Genomic DNA, 18255 nt, shown 5'->3' with positions numbered 1-18255 from the left:
AAATATGCTTAAAATAGGAAAATATTCATTTCAGTCTAGGTTATTTTTAGGAACAGGGAAATACCCAAACTATGATATTCAAAAACAGGCCGTTGATGTATCAGAAACAGAAGTACTTACTTTTTCAGTACGTCGAATGAATATTTATGATCCGGACCAGCCGAATTTTCTTGAGAAGATTGATACGAAGAAGTATCGCTTTCTACCGAATACTGCTGGTGCCAAAAATGCAGAGGAAGCAGTGAGAATTGCTAGATTAGCTAATGCATCAGGACTATGTGACATGGTGAAAGTAGAAGTAATTGGCTGTGATAAAACATTGCTACCAGATCCTGTCGAAACATTGAAAGCGACAGAGACTTTACTTGCGGAAGGTTTTACGGTCCTCCCATACACATCTGATGATGTCGTACTTGCCAGAAAGCTTGAAGAGTTGGGTGCACATGCCATTATGCCAGGAGCCTCACCGATTGGTTCAGGACAAGGAATCATTAATCCATTGAACTTGCAATTTATTATCGAACAAGCAAACGTACCAGTTATCGTGGATGCAGGAATTGGTTCACCGAAGGATGCTGCCTATGCAATGGAATTAGGTGCAGATGGTGTTCTGTTAAATACGGCTGTTTCTGGCGCAGATGAACCGGTAAAGATGGCGCTGGCGATGAAATTAGCAGTGGAAGCTGGCAGACTAGGGTTTGAAGCAGGCCGGATTGCGAAAAAAGAATATGCGGTGGCAAGCAGTCCTAAGGAAGGGATCAGTATTGGTGAATAATCGTTATCATCGCCAAATGCTCTTTCAACCAATTGGCGAAACAGGGCAGAAAAGGATTCAGGAAAGTCATGTATTAATTATTGGTGCGGGCGCACTTGGTTCTAGTAGTGCAGAAATGCTTACAAGAGCAGGAGTTGGAACACTAACCTTAGTTGATCGCGATTATGTGGAGGAAACTAATTTGCAGCGGCAACAGCTATATACCGAAGAAGATGTCCGCATGCAAACACCTAAAGTAATTGCTGCTAAAAGACGGCTGGAAGAGATTAATCATTTCACCAAAATCGATGCTAAGGTAATCGATGCTGGAGTGGAGGAGTTGGAAGTAGTAGTACCAAAAGTGGATGTGGTAATAGATGCTACAGACAATTTTGATACAAGATTAATCATTAACGATATTTGCCAAAAACATCAAAAACCGTGGATTTATGGTGCCTGTGTGGCGAGTTATGGCGTAACGTTCACTGTTTTACCAGGGGAAACCCCGTGTTTGCAATGCTTAATGGATCATATACCAAGCGATGGCGCAACGTGTGATACAGTCGGTATCATTAGTCCAGCAGTACAAATGGTTGTATCATATCAGGTTACAGAAGCTCTTAAAATAGTAACAGGCAATCTTGATGCACTTTCAGGTAAATTAATCGCGTTTGATTTATGGAAAAATCAACAAATGGAATTAAAAGTTGCGAGCTTAAAAGATGATGAGTGTCCATCCTGTACCAAAAAACAGTTTCCACATTTAACCTATCAATCGCAGCTGAAAACAGCCGTTTTATGTGGACGAAATACAGTCCAAATAAGAACAAACGATAAAAAAATCATTCACTTTGATGAAATGAAGAAACATTTGGAAGCTAATAGTCAACTTCAATTATTTAGCAACCCTTATTTACTCTCTTTTGAGGTAGATAAATATCGGGTAGTTATATTCCGTGATGGCCGTACACTCATACATGGAACGAAAAACATCCAAGAAGCTAAAAAAGTGTATTATCAATATGTAGGTTGACTGGGGCAAAAGAATTTCTCATTACAAAACCCAAACGATTATTCAAATAGACCTTGAAATCGTTTGGGATTTTCCTATTTATGAGGAACATACAACGTACTAACGTATTTTGCTTCGTAGTAATTTTGAGAGGTTATCGTTGCGTAACCATCGCTCCGGCTGTCCACTTTCCTTTCCACGGTTTTTTCTCCTCAGCTAACTTTGGTAAGTAAAGAACACTTACCAAAGTGGATCTTCGGATAAAAACATCCCGTAGGAGTGAAAGCGGACCCCTCCGCTAGAGATGTGTTCAGTTTCACCCATAGGGTAGATGTCAGTCTTCTGTATACCACCCGCATGTCAGCGAGTATAGTCGATCACAGAAACCTAAGCAGATAGAAGTTTCACTTTATCACAATTTATTCATTTGTTTTTCAAATGCTTGTATGTATAATTAATGTGAGAGGAGATTGTGAACGACATGGACAAGAAAAAGGAAACACTATTATTTATTGCATGGGCCGGTAGCCTCTTTGCAACAATGGGAAGTTTGTTTTATTCTGAGATTATGAAATTCATACCCTGTGAATTGTGTTGGTACCAAAGAATTTTAATGTATCCACTAGTGGTCATTTATGGGTATGCTGTTTATAAAAAAGATATTCGATACGCTTTTCCAGGACTTATCTTAAGTGGAATAGGAATATTTGTATCTAGCTATCATTATCTCATTCAAAAAGTGCCCGCTCTACAAGAGTCTGGTGATGGCTGTGGTATTATTCCATGTACGACAACTTATGTCAATTACTTTGGTTTTGCCACGATTCCTTTCCAAGCGTTGATTGGCTTTCTTGTCATCTTTGGCATTCACATCTATTTAATTGTTCAACAAAGGAGCGCTTAAAATGAAGAAAATGGTAATATTTGTATTATTGCTTGTTGTAATTTTCGGAGCATTAATCTTCGTTGTAAACTATCAAAATTCGAAACAACTAGAGGGTGTGGATAATCCTTATAATAAATCAGATTTAGATCAAGCAACAATTGATCAGCTAGAAGATCCTATATACCAAAATCAGATATTACCTGATGAATTAGCTGGAAAACTTGAAGATGGAGAAGATATAACCGTCTATTTTTACAGCCCTACATGTATCCATTGTCAAAGAACTACACCTGTTGTAGTGCCATTGGCTGAAGAATATGGTGTAGATTTAGTGAAATTAAACTTGTTAGAGTTTGAGAGTGCTTGGGCAGAATATAATATTAATAATACACCTACAATAGTGCATTATGAAGGCGGGGAAGAATCTGCCAGAATAGTTGGTGAACAACCACAAGCAAATTTTGAAGATTTCTTCGAACAAGAAGTACTAGGAGAGGAATAATTGAGAGGCTGATTGCTTATGAAAAAGTAATCAGCCTTTATTTGCGCAAAAGATACCTTTTCCTTATGAACAGACTAGTCTACCTCTTCTTCTCCAGCTAGGAAGGTTTCTGTATAGACGGATCCGGCTATATAGGAATCTTCTTTCTTCTTAGGAAGAGGATTTGTCTTTTTCCATGCTTGATAGTCCTTTGGATCAGTCCATTCTACGAGCAATATATAAGTGTTACCTCTTTGTGGACGTAATAATCTGGCGGCAACTACTTTACTTATTTCGTTTACTCTTTGCTTATAATCCATTTCAAATATAGGACGTCCTTCATTTGTAATAGGTAGATGTGACAAACTAATAAATCCGGTCTCTCTTAACTCTCCAACTTTTTCCAGCACAAGATAGTCTCTGCTTGCTTCAAAAATGGATGAGCGTATATCCTCATAATAGGCAACAACTTTGAACTCGTTGTGCATAAGAATAAATGGAGAGATAGTATATTTATTTTTCAGCTTTTCGAGATATTGATAGGTTCCATTTGTCATATATCCATTCATTTTTTTTCCTCCTTCAAAAAAATATGAAATCAAGTACAAAATTGTCCAGCTTTGGCTCAAGGTTACTTTCGCGCAGCATACATAATCAGAATCGATCGCAGTATTTATTATGATGATACGCTTATTTTTATCATTGTAGAAAGTGGAAATCCAGTTCCGACTGGGTTTTGTTTGTTTTTTTCTATTATAACATTCGTCGTTCCTGGAGATTTTGTGATAAAATGAAACTATTGTCGAAATTTTAGAGAAAGGTGGTGTAACGGTTTGGATAAAGGAAAAATAAGGCAAATTTTTCATTCTATTTGGTCATGGATCAAACAGTATAAATGGCTCTCGATCAGCTTCAGTTCCATGTTTTTGTTAGCGGTATTAGGATATCTGTTTATTATATTTGGTGGCCGCTTTGTTTTTGATGAGAGAGCGGTTATTTTGCCTACAGCTTCGAAAGTAGTAGCTGAAGATGGTACTGTATTAGGTAAATTATATACAGAAAACAGAAATTATGTCACACTCGAGCAAATTCCTGACCATGTGGAAGAAGCGTTTATTGCAATGGAAGATCAACGCTTTTATGAGCATGCTGGTATCTCTTTACCTGCTGTTGCACGTGCCGTTTACCGTGATATATTAGCAATGAGTAAGGTGGAAGGTGGCAGTACAATTACACAGCAATTGGCTAAAAACCTTTTTTTAGCCAATGATAAAACATGGATGAGAAAAACAAAAGAAGTGATGGCCTCCGTTTATTTGGAACGAAATTACACAAAATCTCATATTTTGGAGCTATATTTAAATGAAGTATATCTTGCACATGGAATCCATGGAGTAGGTACAGCTGCTGACTATTTTTTTGGAAAAGATGTGAAGGATTTGTCCATTGAAGAAGGGGCTTTATTAGCTGCAATGGTAAAAGCGCCCAATTCTTATTCACCACATCATGACATCGAACTGGCGAAACAAAGAAGAGATCTGGTATTACAACAAATGGCGAACGAAGGAAATATTTCAACGGAAGAAATGCTCGAGTTACAAGCAACAGAAATTAAAGTGAAAAGTCAAGAAAAGGAAAGAGAGCCGTGGTTAGATGATTATTTTGCCTATGTACTAGAAGAAGTCGAAGCTACTTACGGGTTAAGCCGTGATGCGCTTAAGCGTGGTGGTTATACAATTGAAGTCCATATGGATCCTGCCATACAAAAAATTGCCTATGATCACATGCAAGATAATGATTTTTTCCACGGATCAAATGACACTGTAGATGGTAGCTTTGTATTAATGGAACAAAAAACTGGACAATTAAAAGCATTAATTGCTGGCCGTGACTTTCAATTGAATGATACGAACCATTTGCTAACGAAAAAACAACCAGGTTCTGTGATGAAACCTCTGGCTGTTTATGGACCAGCGATGCAATTGGGTAACTATCAGCCATATGATATGGTTCCCGACCAGAACATCGAATATGATGATGGATATCGTGTCAACAATGTGGATGGTCAATTTGATGGAGAAGTAAGTATGTTTCAAGCTGTAGTAGAATCAAAGAATGCCCCTGCGGTTTGGTTACTTGACCAAATTGGTATCGATTATAGTAAATCTATGTTGGAAAAAATGAATATCGATATCGATGATCATGGATTGGCTATTGCTTTAGGTGGTTTAGAGACAGGTATTACACCGATTCAGGTGGTAGAGGGTTACCGCACGTTTATTAGTGGGGGAGAATGGCTGAAAGCAAGAAGTATTCGAGCTATTTATAACAAAGATCAGGAACTTATCAAGTCTGAAGATCAGAGAAAAGCGAATGTATTTAACTCTCAAACCGCTTGGAATATGCTACGTATGCTGGAAGGAGTGACAAAAGAAGGTACCGGATCTGTAGGTGAATTTTCTAAAGCACTTGCAGGTAAAACAGGGTCAACACAACATCCAAAAAGAGATGGGGCGGTTAAAGATGCATGGTTTGCTGGTATTACACCGGAATATGTGACAGCAGCATGGATTGGCTATGAAAGTGCAACAGAGGAAAATTATTTAACTGCAGGTTCTGAAGCGACAACAAGGTTAACGAAATCAATACTTACAGAAATAGATAAGAGGAATTCATTAACAGAAAGTTTTGAACAACCAGAGGATGTAGAGGATTTACCAGAACCGATCCAATTACCAAAGATAAATGATCTGACATCATCTATTAAATTAGGTGGTTTTACCTTGCTTCAAGGGGAATTAAATTGGACACCTAGCGAAGATAGCCGTGTCGTTTATCGAATCTATGAACGTGGTGAAGAGGAAGATCACTTAATTGGCGAAGTAGAGGGAGAAGGGAATTACACTATTAATCGTATTAATGTTTTCCGCAGTGGTGAATACTTTGTTGTTCCTTATAATCCGTTAACGAAACAACCTGGTGAACCTTCCAATGTCACAGTTTTAGAGTTTGACTTTTAAACAGAAACTAATTACAATTACTTTTTAGTTATAATAATTACAATTTAGTGAACATTTTTTAAAAATACTATACAGGATCGATCAAACCTTCTATAGTAGAATAGAATGGGAAAAAAGGGTGATACGAATGACGAAATTGAATGATACAATATTAAAAGCTTTTAGAGGAGAAGATACTGACTATACACCTGTCTGGTACATGCGACAAGCGGGTAGATCGCAAAAAGAATATCGTGAATTAAAAAAGAAATATTCTTTATTTGAAATTACTCATCAACCAGAACTTTGTGCCTATGTGACAAGGTTACCCGTAGAAATGTATAATGTGGATGCAGCGATATTATACAAAGATATTATGTCGCCATTACCTGCAATAGGTGTAGATGTCGACATTAAATCGGGCATCGGTCCTGTCATTGATAATCCGATTGTATCATTACGTGATGTTGAGAACCTGGGAACGATCGATCCGGAGAGTGATGTTCCTTATGTATTAGATACGATTCGATTATTGACGAAAGAGCAATTAAATGTTCCATTGATAGGCTTCAGTGGCGCACCTTTTACGTTAGCAAGCTATATGATTGAAGGTGGTCCATCCAAAAATTATCACAAAACAAAAGCATTCATGTACAGTAATCGGGAAGCATGGTTTGCATTAATGGATAAATTAGCAGATATGACGATTACGTATGTGAAGGCACAGGTTAATGCTGGTGCACAAGCGATCCAAATATTTGATTCTTGGGTTGGAGCATTAAATGTAGCAGACTACCGTACGTATATTAAACCTGTGATGAATCGTATCTTTAGTGAGTTGCGTGAAGCAAATGTCCCATTGATTATTTTTGGGGTAGGTGCAAGCCACTTAATAAAGGAATGGAATGACTTACCTGTTGATGTCATCGGTCTTGATTGGCGTATGTCCATAAAAGAAGCACGTGAGTTAGACATCACAAAAGCATTGCAAGGAAACCTAGATCCAGCCTTTTTAATGGCAGATTGGGATGTAGTAGAGAAGAAAGCAAAAGAAATCATCGATGAAGGAAAAGTACACCCTAGTCATATTTTTAACCTTGGACACGGTGTTACACCTGAAATTAGTCCAGATCGATTAAAAAAATTAACAACATTTATACATGAATATTCAGCAAGATAAGGAAGCCGGAAGCACTCATATAGAAACAAAACGACCGAGCTGAATGTTGATGATTCCAACACAACTTTTATATAAAAGGTCAAATTCTATCATTACTCGACAGTCAGAAAGGATGTTTATCATGGCACAGAAAAAAGTAGGTTTACTAGTAATGGCATATGGTACGCCATATAAAGAAGCGGATATTGAACGCTATTATACACATATTCGTCACGGTCACAAGCCAACCCAAGAAATGCTTGATGATTTAACAGAGCGTTATCAGGCAATTGGCGGTATTTCCCCGTTAGCGCGTATCACTAAAGAACAAGCAGAGAGCTTGGAAACGCGATTAAATGAAATCCAGGATGAGGTTGAGTTTGTTTACTACTTAGGTTTGAAACATATTGAACCATTTATTGAAGATGCCGTCCAACAAATGGCAGATGATGGTATTAAAGAAGCAATTTCTATTGTACTTGCTCCACATTACTCAACGTTTAGTGTTAAATCTTATAATGGAAGAGCCCAAGAAGAAGCTGCTAAACATGGTATCACGATTAGATCTGTGGAAAGCTGGTATGATGCAGAAGGATTTATTAACTACTGGGCGAATGCAATAACAGAAGAGTATCAAAAAATCGAGAATAAAGATAAAGCGGTTCTGATTGTCTCTGCACATAGTTTACCAGAGAAGATCTTGCAACATGGTGATCCTTACCCACTACAATTAGAACGTACGGCAAAACTAATCCAAGAAAAAACCGAAATTCCAAATGTCGAAATTGGTTGGCAAAGTGAAGGGAATACACCTGATCCATGGTTAGGCCCAGATGTACAGGATTTAACAAGAGACCTTTTTGAACAAAAAGGATACCAATCATTTATATATGCGCCGGTCGGTTTTGTTGCTGATCACTTAGAGGTTTTATATGACAATGATTATGAATGTAAAGTGGTTTGTGAAGAAATTGGCGCAGACTATTATCGCCCACCTATGCCAAACGTGAACCCGACATTTATTGATACATTAGCAGGTATTGTAATGGATAAATTCCAGAGTGATGACGAGTCATGAAGAAAATAACGGTGATAGGCGGCGGTATAGCGGGGCTGACTGCCGCTTATTATTTAGACAAGAAGATTAAAAGTCAGAACTTGCATTATCAAGTACAGCTTTTCGAAGCAAGTAATCGTTTAGGCGGGAAAATAAATACAGAGAGACGAGATGGTTTCACGATCGAACGAGGTCCTGATTCCTTTTTGATTCGCAAACAATCAGCAGAGCGGTTAGCACGTGAAGTAGGTATAGGTAATAAGCTTGTTAAAAATGGGTCAGGTAAATCATATATCTTAGTTGGTGATAAACTGCACAGTATGCCACAGGGGGCATTTATGGGAATACCAACCCAAGTTCGTCCTTTTTTATCATCTGGGTTATTTAGTGTGACTGGCAAACTACGGGCAGGTATGGATTTTGTTTTACCAAAGGGTGAGGCACAAGATGATCAGTCTTTAGGCAGATTTTTTAGACGTCGCTTAGGAGATGAAGTGGTTGAAAATTTAATTGAACCACTATTATCCGGGATTTATGCTGGTGATTTGGATGACTTAAGTTTGATGGCAACATTTCCTAATTTTTATCAATTAGAGCAGCAACACCGCAGTTTGATTCGTGGATTACAGAAAACAATACCGACACCATCATCCGGTAAGAAAAAAAGTATGTTTTATAGCTTAGAAGGTGGGCTGGAAACATTAGTAGAAGCGATTGAAGCATCCTTGTCAGAAAATGTTGTACAAACAGGTAGAGCGGTTAATAAGATCACGAAGTCTGGTGACAGCTATGAATTAGAGTTAAAAGGTGGATCAAAGTTATCATCTGATGTTATTTTAATTGCTACTCCTTATGCGGTCATGAAGCAGATGCTCAAACCCTATTCTTTTATAGCAGAACTCGATAATATGAAAGCTACTTCTGTAGCTAATGTGGCCTTAGCCTTTGATCAATCTGCGATTAAGGAAGATATTGATGGAACCGGATTTGTGGTTTCACGTAACAGTAATTATCGTATTACTGCATGTACATGGACACATAAAAAATGGCCAGAAACAGCTGCGCCAGAAGGAAAAGCATTATTGCGTTGTTATGTTGGACGTCCAGGTGATGAAGAAGTTGTGGATCTTTCAGATGAAACGCTTGAAGAAATCGTCTTACATGATTTGAATAAAATAATGAAAATAGAGGGTGACCCTTTATTCTCGGTTGTCTCTCGCTGGAAAGATGCGATGCCACAGTATAGTATTGGACATAAGCAACTAGTAGAGAAATTGGAGAATGGTCTCGCTTCTGAGCTTCCCGGCGTATTTGTTGCTGGTAGCCCGTACCGAGGAATCGGAATTCCCGATTGCATCGACCAAGGTGAAGCAGCCGTTGAAAAAATAATCGATTATTTAGCAGAGTAACTTTTATTAGTGCTCTGCTTCTTTGTTATTTCATCAGAACAGTACACTAAGCTGTGGAAAAAATGCGAGACTCCAGTGGTAAAGGAACAGTCTGAAGCCCCACTGGAAGTGGTCCTGAGGAGGCTGAAGCGTTCCCCGCAGAAAGCGAGTATTTTTTCCGCGGTGTCGATTGAGCACTCATCATACATCAGAATCGGAGAAAGCCTCACTTTTTCACCTTTTATTACTTCACAGTAATTATCGACTGTGTCACTGTACTATATTTTTAGCGTACAAAAAAAAGCAGCTACTTAATAGCTGCAGGTGTCTGTCTTTTACATATATCTTGATTAATTGGATGGGAATGTTCATCATCCTCGTTCAGCAGGATAAGAAGGATGAAAGAAACGAAAGATATGGTTGTAAAAGACGTAACAGGTTAGATGGCGGGATGACTGCAGTTGTCACAGATGTTATGATAACAATCTGCTTGTTCTACAATATCATTTCCGCACTTACTACACTTTTTTCTGGGAATGTTGCGAAAGAATTCAACGATGTTCTTCATAACCGACCTCCCAAAAGTGTGTCGTGTTATTATTGTATTATAACAAAATTAAAAAATCAACCGTTTGTATTAGTACAATGTCGTAAAAATTGTTTTCTCGATGTACTTCTTTTATACTAGTAGTGAAAAGTAGCCAATACTAGGAGTGAAAAAGTAGATGAAATTTATCGATAATAAAGGAATTACTGATCCATACATCAATCTAGCTATTGAGGAATATGTACTCAAACATTTCGGTGAGGAAGATACATATTTACTGTTTTATATAAATGGCCCATCGATTATTATTGGGAAAAATCAGAACACCGTTGAAGAAATCAATACGGATTATGTGGATGAACATGGTATCAAAGTTGTTCGTCGCTTATCAGGTGGTGGAGCAGTATATCATGATGAAGGTAACTTAAACTTCAGTTTTATTACAAAAGATGATGGCGACAGCTTCCACAATTTTGCCAAATTCACTGAGCCAGTCGTGGAGGCATTAAGAAAATTGGGCGTTCCAGCAGAATTAAAAGGCCGAAATGACTTAGTGGCGGAAGGACGCAAAATTTCAGGTAATGCACAATTCACAACTAAAGGACGTATGTTCAGTCATGGAACGTTAATGTATGATTCAGAAATCGAAAATGTTGTCCGCTCGCTAAATGTAAAAACAGAAAAAATCAAATCAAAAGGTATTAAATCAATCCGAAGCCGTGTTGCTAATATTTCTGAGTTTATGGATGAGAAAATATCCATGGATCAATTGAAAGCACATATACTCAGACACGTCTTTGATGTGGAAAACCTAGAAGATGTGCCACAATACGTGTTAACAGATGAAGATTGGAACAATATCCATCAATTATCAAAAGAACGATACCAACAATGGGAATGGAACTATGGTAAATCCCCGAAATTTAATATTCAACACTCACACAAGTTTGACAGTGGTTTAGTTGATGTGCGCCTTGATGTTCATAAAGGCATTATTGAACAATGTACGATTTACGGTGATTTCTTCGGTGTTGGTGATGTGAAAGAGTTGGAAGAACAGCTAAAAGGTATTCGCTATGAACGCCAGGCAATTGATGAAGCACTAAGTAACATAGATGTATCCTATTATTTAGGAAAAATTACAAAAGAAGACTTCATTGGATTGATCTATTAAGCAATTAAAAACTCACCCCCGTTTCATTTCAAATGGAACGGGGGTGAGTTTATTACAGACATGAAAGTTTTGCAGAAATATGACTAGTATCCATCACTGTTTGTATATAATGATAATAACGTTGCTAAACATTGGAGACGATGGTATGAAAAAAATGATCATAGGGTACACCATGTATCTACTTAGCCTTTTTTTATATTTCTATTTTTTTTATCCACTCACATCTTTCAGTGACACACGTTATGGAGCGTTAGCCCATGCTTTTTTCTTTGCTGGGTGGCCACTGCAATTAATGTTGCTGTACATATTGATAAAGAAGGTAGATGTGATAGAAAAGCTGGAGCAAATCGAATCAGAACTAAAAAAAGTGCTGTTATATGTCACATTGCTAACCGTTTTAGATTATCTGATCCATTTTCCTCTTCGTGTTATATGGTATAGAATCACAGTCGAAGAGGGTGTAAGGACACAAGGTTTTCTTTCTTGGATAGCTGAGAACTTAGTAAATACCGCTTTTTTCGGACTATCGCTTGTCATTATTATCTTTGTAACACGAGCAGTTATGAAAAGATGGCCAAAAATGTGGGGAATGATCCTATGGCTTCTTGCTATTCCTGTTGTCTTGTTTGTTATGTTTGTGCAGCCGATATGGATTGATCCACTTTTCGATGATTTTTATTTACTGGAAGAGGGAGAATTGCGAAAAGAAATAGAAGCTTTAACAACAGATGCCGGAATTAGCGATGCAACCCTTCTCGTTGTCAATAAAAGTGAAAAAGTATCTACCTTTAATGCTTATGTGACAGGAATTTTCGATCATGCTCGCATTGTATTGTGGGATACAACGGTTGCCGGAATGGAACAAAGTGAAATTTTATTTATTATGGCACATGAGATCGCTCATTACATTTACCATCATGTATATTGGGGGATAGGCTTATATCTATTGTTAACCCTTCTCGTGTTAATACTATTACAAAGATGGACTCGTTCCTGGAAAAATGTCTATTCGCTAACATCCTTAACAAAAATATTATTTATTACAGTAGCACTACTACTATTTTTACAACCACTATCCTTGTGGGTTTCTAGACAGATGGAGGTCCAGGCAGACGAATATGCAATCAGCCAGACGGAAGACTTATACCCTGCACTTACTGGCTACCGATTACTAGCGGAACAATCGAAAGCGGATATATCACCTGCTCCATGGATTAGATGGTTCCGTTCTAGCCATCCATCCATAGCGGATCGTATCAAACGAATTGAAGAAGAAATAGAAAAGCGTGAAACGAACCGGTAATTTGATTCGTATATAGAGTAGAGGTGGTTGAAGTGGATACTTATTATAAAAAAATTGTAAAAGCCCAAGAAGATAAACGCAAATTAAACCGATTAAAACATGAGCGAAAAGAATTAGTAGTTGAATTAGAAAAACTGGAGAAGCAAAAGCAAACATTCTACCAACAACTACAAGATGAAAAAGTGGATGTCGAAAAATTGGAATCCTTTAGTGTAGCCAATCTTTTTTATTCGATAACCGGTCAAAAGTCCGAAAAGTTGGATGAAGAGAAACAGGAAGTCGCAAGAGCACAATTACGCTATCAGGAAGCAAAAGAGTCTGTTCAGGATTTGCAAGAAGATATCTCCACACTAGATCGGCAAATCCGTGATTTAGGAGAGCCTGATGTGCGTTATCGGCGATTATTAGAAGAGAAGTACTATCACTTGTTAGATACGAATCATGATAGTGGACAACAGGCACTGCAGGTATTAGAAGAACTGGGGAATATGCAAGACGAGAAATCAGAGATTGCTGAAGCGATTGATGCAGGAGAAAAGGTCAAACGAGCTCTATCATCAGCTCTTTCTTCACTAGAAAGTGCGAAAAACTGGGGAACTGCTGACATGCTTGGTGGTGGTTTAATATCTACTTCATTAAAGCATAGTCATATTGACGATGCTAAAAAGGCTACGCATGATGCACAGCGGTTATTACGAAAGTTCTCACATGAGTTAAATGACATTGGCCAATCATTTCAAGCAAATGTTGAGATTTCTGGTGGTTTAACCTTTGCCGATTATTTTTTCGACGGTCTTATTATGGACTGGTTTGTCCAAGATAAAATTAATCAGTCTGAACAACAAGTTAGTGAGATGTATCGAAAAGTAGAGGAGACGATCGCGCAATTAAAGCGCCTTAATCAAGAGGTTAACAGCACTATTGACCAGGCGAATCGCAAATGGGAGAAGATTATTTATCACGCATCCTAAAGATAAAACCCTCGATTGTATGTCGAGGGTTTTTTTCAATCCGACACTTATGTACCTTTTTCAAGGACAAAAGAAGGCAATATTTTCCATCAGAACACTCTGAAGGACAAAAAAGGGGAAAATAAGAAAAAGTGTCCATCAGAACCACTCTGAAGGACAAAAAAAGGGGAAAATAAGAAAAAGTGTCCATCAGAACCGCTCTGAAGGACAAAAAAAGGCGAAACCAAGAAAAAGTGTCCATCAGAACCACTCTGAAGGACAAAAAAAGACAAAACCAAGAAAAAGTGTCTATCAGAACCACTTTTAAGGACAAAAAAGGGCAAAACGAAAAATTGTTTTTGCTTAACTAATGCAGGACAAAGTGTAGGTTGATTCTTATTTTGGTCCTATCATTTATTTTACATGGGCAATGGTAATACCATCACCAATTGGAACAAGTATAGCTTCTAATTGTGGGTGGTTTGCGACGGTTTGATTAAATTCCTTCATCAGCGTTGTATAGCGCTTTGTTTCGACCTCATCATCAGCCACACTGCCTCTTGCTAAAACATTATCCATAGCAATAACAGCATTTGGGTTTGCTAGTTTAATACAATACTCGAGATAATTCGGATAATTATCTTTATCGGCATCAATAAAGAAAAAATCAAAGCGCTTATCTTCCGCTGCTAATTTCTCAAGGTTTTCTAAAGCAGGTCCTGTTAAGTATGTAACCTGATCTTTGAAACCTGCTTTTGCGAGATTGCTTGCAGCCAGTTTTGCATATTTGTCTTCTAATTCTAAAGAGGTAAGCGAACCATTTCCTCCAAAACCTCGTGCAAGACAAATGCCGCTATATCCGCCAAGTGCACCAATTTCTAATATATTCTTCGCACCTGAAATGGATACCAGCATCGTTAAAAATTTACCAGAAGAAGGAGATACAGAGATATTAGGCATCCCATTCTCTTTGATAGAGGTAACCACTTCTTCTAATATACTATCTTGTGGGTCAAATACAGAATCAATGTATTGATTAATTTTCCTCACTTTGTTCACCTCGCTTTTGGTGGTGTGTTTCTGTTTCATCTAGTTCAAACAGCTGCTTAAATTCCTCCATTATCATATCAATAGCCTTTAATTCCCCAACTAATATTTGTTGGATGGATTGATATTGAGGTTGGTCCAATTGATGCTGAATGGTTGAGCGTTTTAGCTTCAAACATTCTAAGAACTACAATCGCCTTTCCACAGCGAAATGTTTTGGCACCCCGTTTTTTATTAGGTGAATGGTGCTCCGCTTCCTTCCATTTGTCACTGTTCATGGATAATCTCCTAGCCTTTTTTATCAAGTGTATACATTTGTATACAAAATATCAACTTAGTAATCTACTATTATTTTACATATATTCTTGTGAATAGAAGATTATCCGATATCTAGAGGAAAATTTTATCGGTAATGTCAACATCATTTCTTAACTAAATTAACGGAAAATTTACACTAAATTAACAAATTCACAGTATACCTTCATCATTTTCTCATTTTTCTCTCAGCGGAAACTTACATTCATTCTTTTATGATTAAACCATAGCAAATATGCAACACAATAGCTTAGAAAGGATGTTAGCAATGGCGCTGGAGATTTTCACTAGAAGAGAACAAAAGTATCTAATTACCAAGCAACAATATGAGGAATTACTCGAAGCAACTTCTCTTTTCATGCGCCCGGACAAATTCGGGTTAGATGGTAAATATACCGTTACAAGTTTGTATTTTGACAGTCCGGATCACAAAATCTACTATGAAACGAAAAACAAATTACGTTTTCGCCAGAAGCTGCGTTTGAGAGTCTATGACAAGGTGGATATAGAAAGCACCTCATTTTTTGAAGTCAAACAAAAGCACAATAATGTTGTAAACAAGCGGAGAATGCTTCTACCGTTATCTGAAGCATATCGCTATCTTGAAGAGGGGAAAGCATTAGATAATATCGAAACATCCAATCCTCAAGTGTTAAGAGAAATCGATAATTTTCGTACGTTGTATCAATTACAGCCTGAAATGATTGTCAGCTATGACCGTCATGCTCTTCATGGCAGAGATAATCCAGATTTAAGAATGACCTTTGACTTTCACCTTCGCTGCAGAAATTCAGATTTACGTGTTGAAAATGGAGCATATGGAGATACCTTTATGGATGAACACTTGGTCGTACTTGAAGTAAAAGTAACTAATAGTGTTCCTTTATGGCTAACACGTATGTTACAACAGCTCCATTGTGAGCAGAGAAGTGCTTCCAAGTTTTGTACCAGTTTAGAATTATTAAAACAACCACTTATAAGTAAAATGGAAAAAGAACAAGTATTTGCAGGAGGTAATGATTATGGAATTTTTGCATAATGGGGTAGAGGCGAATTTTTGGATGAGCTTATTAGCAATGGGATTGGCGACGATATTAAGTTTATTTATAACCTTAATCTACCAAGCTACTTTTACTGGTGAGCGATATTCACAGAGTTTTGTTCATACCATTGTGATGATGAGTGTGATCGTATCAGTCGTTATGACGGTTGTTAGTGGCAATGCAGGGGTAGCCTTTGGTTTGTTTGCTGTTTTTTCACTTATCCGTTTTAGAAGTGCTGTAACAGATGCGAAGGATATCGCTTATATATTTTTTGGCCTTTGTGTCGGGATGACTTGCGGACTTTATCAATTTCACCTTGCTATTCTTTTAACTGTTTTTGCCGGTATTTTGTTCTTTCTACTGTTTAAATATAATTATGGAAAAGGGCAGGATACACAAATTCTGAAAGTAACGGTACCAGAGAACTTGAATCATGAAAAATTATTGGATGATGTATTCGAGACGTATACCCTTAGCAATAAACTGCGCCAGGTGGAAACGACTAATTTGGGAACGATGATTTTATACACGTATGCAATCCGCCGTAAAAATGACACCAACGATAAGGATTTGCTTGACCGTATTCGTGAGAAAAACGCTAATTTAAAAGTGTCACTGACCTATACGGAGAGTGAGGAATAATCAGGATTGTAGCTTAACCTTTTATGGGATGTCGGCTAGCGGCAGAGGTAATTCAAAAAGTCTTGTGAAATACACAAGACTTTTTGAATTACCTTCCTATATGATGCTGTAAATCATTTTTTAATCGTTCTAAGGAACTTGATTCTAACTCAACATAATAAATCTCATCTACAAAAATACTATTTAATTCTTCTTCTATTTCTATCATCTCATACTGTCTCGATTCTTTATTCATTTTATTGAAAACATCTTTCGTCATATTTGTTTGATGGTGAGAAATAAGCTCCATCAGTTCTGGAAATACTTGTTCCTCATTTAATAGGTTGGCCAAACTATTTTGTTCTGCAATGTCCTTTATATCACTTTGACTATCTATCTCTAATAATTGAAGTATTTCTTCCAACGGCATCAGAGCATAATAATCAATCGGAATATCCAAATAGTAAGACACGGTATTCATACTTGCTACGGGATCGCTATCATGGGCTCCAACATGTAATAGCTTCGTTTTTTCGAATTTTTCACTCTCAGCATTATATCTGTCAACATATAGATCGCGGGGAAGGGAAACTACTTTTACACTTTTCTGATCAGTGTTGAAGGTGAGCAGAAGGTTGAAAGGGTTTCTCTTACTAGTCACATCTTCTCCCATTAATAATACAGCAAAACCTTTCTCCTTTTCTGGCGGTGCTATAATACTGTCCTGTTCAGCATTCGGTTTTTCATTTCCTATAAGTGATGGAAGTAGGGCAATAGCTAAAACTAAAACAGCAAAGGATGCTATTATTGGCAATATTGGACGTGTATAACTGCGTTTGTTATTCTGATTCGTTGTTGTTTGATTACGAATTGTTTGCATGGTTCGTTCCCGATCTTTCTTCGTATACTTCAAATCTTGTTTATCTAAATAAGAGGATAATTCTTTCTTTAATTTGTTATCCATCGATACTTTCCTCCTTCATTACATGTTTTAATCGCTGTTTTGCTCGTCTTAATCTAGTTTTCACCGTATTAAGATTAACTTCTGTAATGATTGCTATTTCCTCTATTGTGCAAGATTTATAGTAGTAGAGGAAAATCACCTCTCGATATTTATATGGTAGTGAGAAAATACAGTCCCGAATCGTGTTTTGTTCCTCCTCTCTCATTACTTTATCTTCAGTTGAAAAAAATAGAGATGTAAGTGTATTTTCTAAGAAGTTTTTCACTTGTATCTTGCGGTTATACCAGCTTTTAAGATGATCTTTACATTCATTGATTGTAATTCGGTATAACCATGTTTTGATCGAAGCCTCATTTCTGAATTGCTCGAGATTCTGATAGCACTTGATAAAGGTATTTTGTACCATGTCTTTGGCTATTTCTCTATCCTTAACATATTGGAAGGCTAACCTTGTTAAATCATCTCCGTAGTTTATCATTGTTTCTTCTAACAATTGCTCTTTTTCCAGTTCTGTCATTACACCACTCTTCTCTAGTTTATCTTGATTTCGCGTAT

At 37.3% G+C, this 18255-nt stretch carries 19 protein-coding genes; 13 read left to right on the top strand and 6 right to left on the bottom strand.

What is annotated here, in order from left to right:
• Positions 1-4 precede the first annotated feature (4 nt).
• From ACTNEP_RS01110 to ACTNEP_RS01095, 4 genes are all read left to right on the top strand, one after another.
• Positions 5-775: a thiazole synthase gene (locus ACTNEP_RS01110; RefSeq protein ID WP_441159699.1), complete on the top strand. Its 771-nt coding sequence runs from the start codon at positions 5-7 to the stop codon at positions 773-775.
• On the top strand, positions 768-1787 hold the full coding sequence (locus tag ACTNEP_RS01105) for a MoeB/ThiF family adenylyltransferase (RefSeq protein ID WP_441159973.1): 1020 nt from the start codon (positions 768-770) through the stop codon (positions 1785-1787). The genes ACTNEP_RS01110 and ACTNEP_RS01105 overlap by 8 nt, the downstream gene beginning before the upstream one ends.
• Before the next feature lie 460 nt (positions 1788-2247).
• Positions 2248-2670: a disulfide oxidoreductase gene (locus tag ACTNEP_RS01100; protein WP_441159698.1), complete on the top strand. Its 423-nt coding sequence runs from the start codon at positions 2248-2250 to the stop codon at positions 2668-2670.
• Position 2671: 1 nt separating this feature from the next.
• A complete protein-coding gene (locus tag ACTNEP_RS01095; RefSeq protein ID WP_441159697.1) occupies positions 2672-3154 on the top strand; it encodes a thioredoxin family protein in 483 nt (160 codons plus the stop codon).
• Between the two features lie 74 nt (positions 3155-3228).
• On the opposite strand, the gene ACTNEP_RS01090 is transcribed toward ACTNEP_RS01095, so the two are convergent.
• On the bottom strand, positions 3229-3702 hold the full coding sequence (locus ACTNEP_RS01090; protein WP_441159696.1) for an antibiotic biosynthesis monooxygenase family protein: 474 nt from the start codon (positions 3700-3702) through the stop codon (positions 3229-3231).
• 264 nt (positions 3703-3966) lie between these two features.
• On the opposite strand from ACTNEP_RS01090, the gene ACTNEP_RS01085 reads away from it, so the two are divergent.
• The 4 genes from ACTNEP_RS01085 (at position 3967) to hemY (ending at position 9757) form a co-directional block, all read left to right on the top strand.
• Positions 3967-6153, top strand: coding sequence for a transglycosylase domain-containing protein (locus tag ACTNEP_RS01085; RefSeq protein ID WP_441159695.1), 2187 nt, complete (start codon positions 3967-3969; stop codon positions 6151-6153).
• A 127-nt stretch (positions 6154-6280) separates the two neighbouring features.
• The gene (hemE, locus tag ACTNEP_RS01080; RefSeq protein ID WP_441159694.1) at positions 6281-7312 is read left to right on the top strand and encodes a uroporphyrinogen decarboxylase; all 1032 of its coding nucleotides are present in this window, start codon (positions 6281-6283) and stop codon (positions 7310-7312) included.
• Positions 7313-7433: 121 nt separating this feature from the next.
• Positions 7434-8369, top strand: coding sequence for a ferrochelatase (gene hemH / locus ACTNEP_RS01075; protein WP_441159693.1), 936 nt, complete (start codon positions 7434-7436; stop codon positions 8367-8369).
• Positions 8366-9757 (top strand): protoporphyrinogen oxidase, encoded by a 1392-nt coding sequence (gene hemY, locus ACTNEP_RS01070; protein ID WP_441159692.1) that lies wholly within the window; start codon positions 8366-8368, stop codon positions 9755-9757. The genes hemH and hemY overlap by 4 nt, the downstream gene beginning before the upstream one ends.
• Before the next feature lie 418 nt (positions 9758-10175).
• Here hemY and yhfH read toward each other — a convergent pair whose 3' ends face one another.
• Entirely contained in the window at positions 10176-10304 is a 129-nt protein-coding gene (gene yhfH / locus ACTNEP_RS01065) for a protein YhfH (RefSeq protein WP_100359543.1), read from the bottom strand.
• Between the two features lie 157 nt (positions 10305-10461).
• Here yhfH and ACTNEP_RS01060 point away from each other — a divergent pair, with 157 nt between their 5' ends.
• From ACTNEP_RS01060 to ACTNEP_RS01050, 3 genes are all read left to right on the top strand, one after another.
• On the top strand, positions 10462-11457 hold the full coding sequence (locus ACTNEP_RS01060) for a lipoate--protein ligase (protein ID WP_441159691.1): 996 nt from the start codon (positions 10462-10464) through the stop codon (positions 11455-11457).
• A gap of 145 nt (positions 11458-11602) precedes the next feature.
• A complete protein-coding gene (locus tag ACTNEP_RS01055; RefSeq protein WP_441159690.1) occupies positions 11603-12760 on the top strand; it encodes a M48 family metalloprotease in 1158 nt (385 codons plus the stop codon).
• A 32-nt stretch (positions 12761-12792) separates the two neighbouring features.
• Positions 12793-13731 (top strand): hypothetical protein, encoded by a 939-nt coding sequence (locus ACTNEP_RS01050; protein WP_441159689.1) that lies wholly within the window; start codon positions 12793-12795, stop codon positions 13729-13731.
• A gap of 393 nt (positions 13732-14124) precedes the next feature.
• On the opposite strand, the gene ACTNEP_RS01045 is transcribed toward ACTNEP_RS01050, so the two are convergent.
• Positions 14125-14760: an O-methyltransferase gene (locus ACTNEP_RS01045; RefSeq protein ID WP_441159688.1), complete on the bottom strand. Its 636-nt coding sequence runs from the start codon at positions 14758-14760 to the stop codon at positions 14125-14127.
• A complete protein-coding gene (locus ACTNEP_RS01040; protein WP_441159687.1) occupies positions 14747-14932 on the bottom strand; it encodes a hypothetical protein in 186 nt (61 codons plus the stop codon). Before ACTNEP_RS01040 ends, ACTNEP_RS01045 begins: the two co-directional genes overlap by 14 nt.
• A 408-nt stretch (positions 14933-15340) precedes the next feature.
• On the opposite strand from ACTNEP_RS01040, the gene ACTNEP_RS01035 reads away from it, so the two are divergent.
• Both ACTNEP_RS01035 and ACTNEP_RS01030 read left to right on the top strand, forming a co-directional pair.
• Positions 15341-16111, top strand: coding sequence for a polyphosphate polymerase domain-containing protein (locus tag ACTNEP_RS01035; protein WP_441159686.1), 771 nt, complete (start codon positions 15341-15343; stop codon positions 16109-16111).
• A complete protein-coding gene (locus tag ACTNEP_RS01030) occupies positions 16095-16757 on the top strand; it encodes a DUF4956 domain-containing protein (RefSeq protein ID WP_441159685.1) in 663 nt (220 codons plus the stop codon). The genes ACTNEP_RS01035 and ACTNEP_RS01030 overlap by 17 nt, the downstream gene beginning before the upstream one ends.
• An 88-nt stretch (positions 16758-16845) precedes the next feature.
• Here ACTNEP_RS01030 and ACTNEP_RS01025 read toward each other — a convergent pair whose 3' ends face one another.
• On the bottom strand, positions 16846-17700 hold the full coding sequence (locus ACTNEP_RS01025; protein WP_441159684.1) for an LCP family glycopolymer transferase: 855 nt from the start codon (positions 17698-17700) through the stop codon (positions 16846-16848).
• Positions 17693-18217: a sigma-70 family RNA polymerase sigma factor gene (locus ACTNEP_RS01020; RefSeq protein WP_441159683.1), complete on the bottom strand. Its 525-nt coding sequence runs from the start codon at positions 18215-18217 to the stop codon at positions 17693-17695. The genes ACTNEP_RS01025 and ACTNEP_RS01020 overlap by 8 nt, the downstream gene beginning before the upstream one ends.
• Positions 18218-18255: the final 38 nt, after the last annotated feature.

It is taken from the genome of Gracilibacillus sp. HCP3S3_G5_2 (genome assembly GCF_052063305.1).
Taxonomy (GTDB): domain Bacteria; phylum Bacillota; class Bacilli; order Bacillales; family Amphibacillaceae; genus Gracilibacillus.
The sequence above is the reverse complement of the archived record's forward strand: the minus strand, read 5'-3'. Positions and strand labels throughout refer to the sequence as shown.

Coding starts and splice junctions, on each gene's coding strand:
- ACTNEP_RS01110 (WP_441159699.1), top strand. CDS start 5: ATGCTTAAAATAGGAAAATATTCATTTCAGTCTAGGTTATTTTTAGGA.
- ACTNEP_RS01100 (WP_441159698.1), top strand. CDS start 2,248: ATGGACAAGAAAAAGGAAACACTATTATTTATTGCATGGGCCGGTAGC.
- ACTNEP_RS01095 (WP_441159697.1), top strand. CDS start 2,672: ATGAAGAAAATGGTAATATTTGTATTATTGCTTGTTGTAATTTTCGGA.
- ACTNEP_RS01090 (WP_441159696.1), bottom strand. CDS start 3,702: ATGAATGGATATATGACAAATGGAACCTATCAATATCTCGAAAAGCTG.
- hemE (WP_441159694.1), top strand. CDS start 6,281: ATGACGAAATTGAATGATACAATATTAAAAGCTTTTAGAGGAGAAGAT.
- hemH (WP_441159693.1), top strand. CDS start 7,434: ATGGCACAGAAAAAAGTAGGTTTACTAGTAATGGCATATGGTACGCCA.
- hemY (WP_441159692.1), top strand. CDS start 8,366: ATGAAGAAAATAACGGTGATAGGCGGCGGTATAGCGGGGCTGACTGCC.
- yhfH (WP_100359543.1), bottom strand. CDS start 10,304: ATGAAGAACATCGTTGAATTCTTTCGCAACATTCCCAGAAAAAAGTGT.
- ACTNEP_RS01060 (WP_441159691.1), top strand. CDS start 10,462: ATGAAATTTATCGATAATAAAGGAATTACTGATCCATACATCAATCTA.
- ACTNEP_RS01055 (WP_441159690.1), top strand. CDS start 11,603: ATGAAAAAAATGATCATAGGGTACACCATGTATCTACTTAGCCTTTTT.
- ACTNEP_RS01035 (WP_441159686.1), top strand. CDS start 15,341: ATGGCGCTGGAGATTTTCACTAGAAGAGAACAAAAGTATCTAATTACC.
- ACTNEP_RS01030 (WP_441159685.1), top strand. CDS start 16,095: ATGGAATTTTTGCATAATGGGGTAGAGGCGAATTTTTGGATGAGCTTA.
- ACTNEP_RS01025 (WP_441159684.1), bottom strand. CDS start 17,700: ATGGATAACAAATTAAAGAAAGAATTATCCTCTTATTTAGATAAACAA.
- ACTNEP_RS01020 (WP_441159683.1), bottom strand. CDS start 18,217: ATGACAGAACTGGAAAAAGAGCAATTGTTAGAAGAAACAATGATAAAC.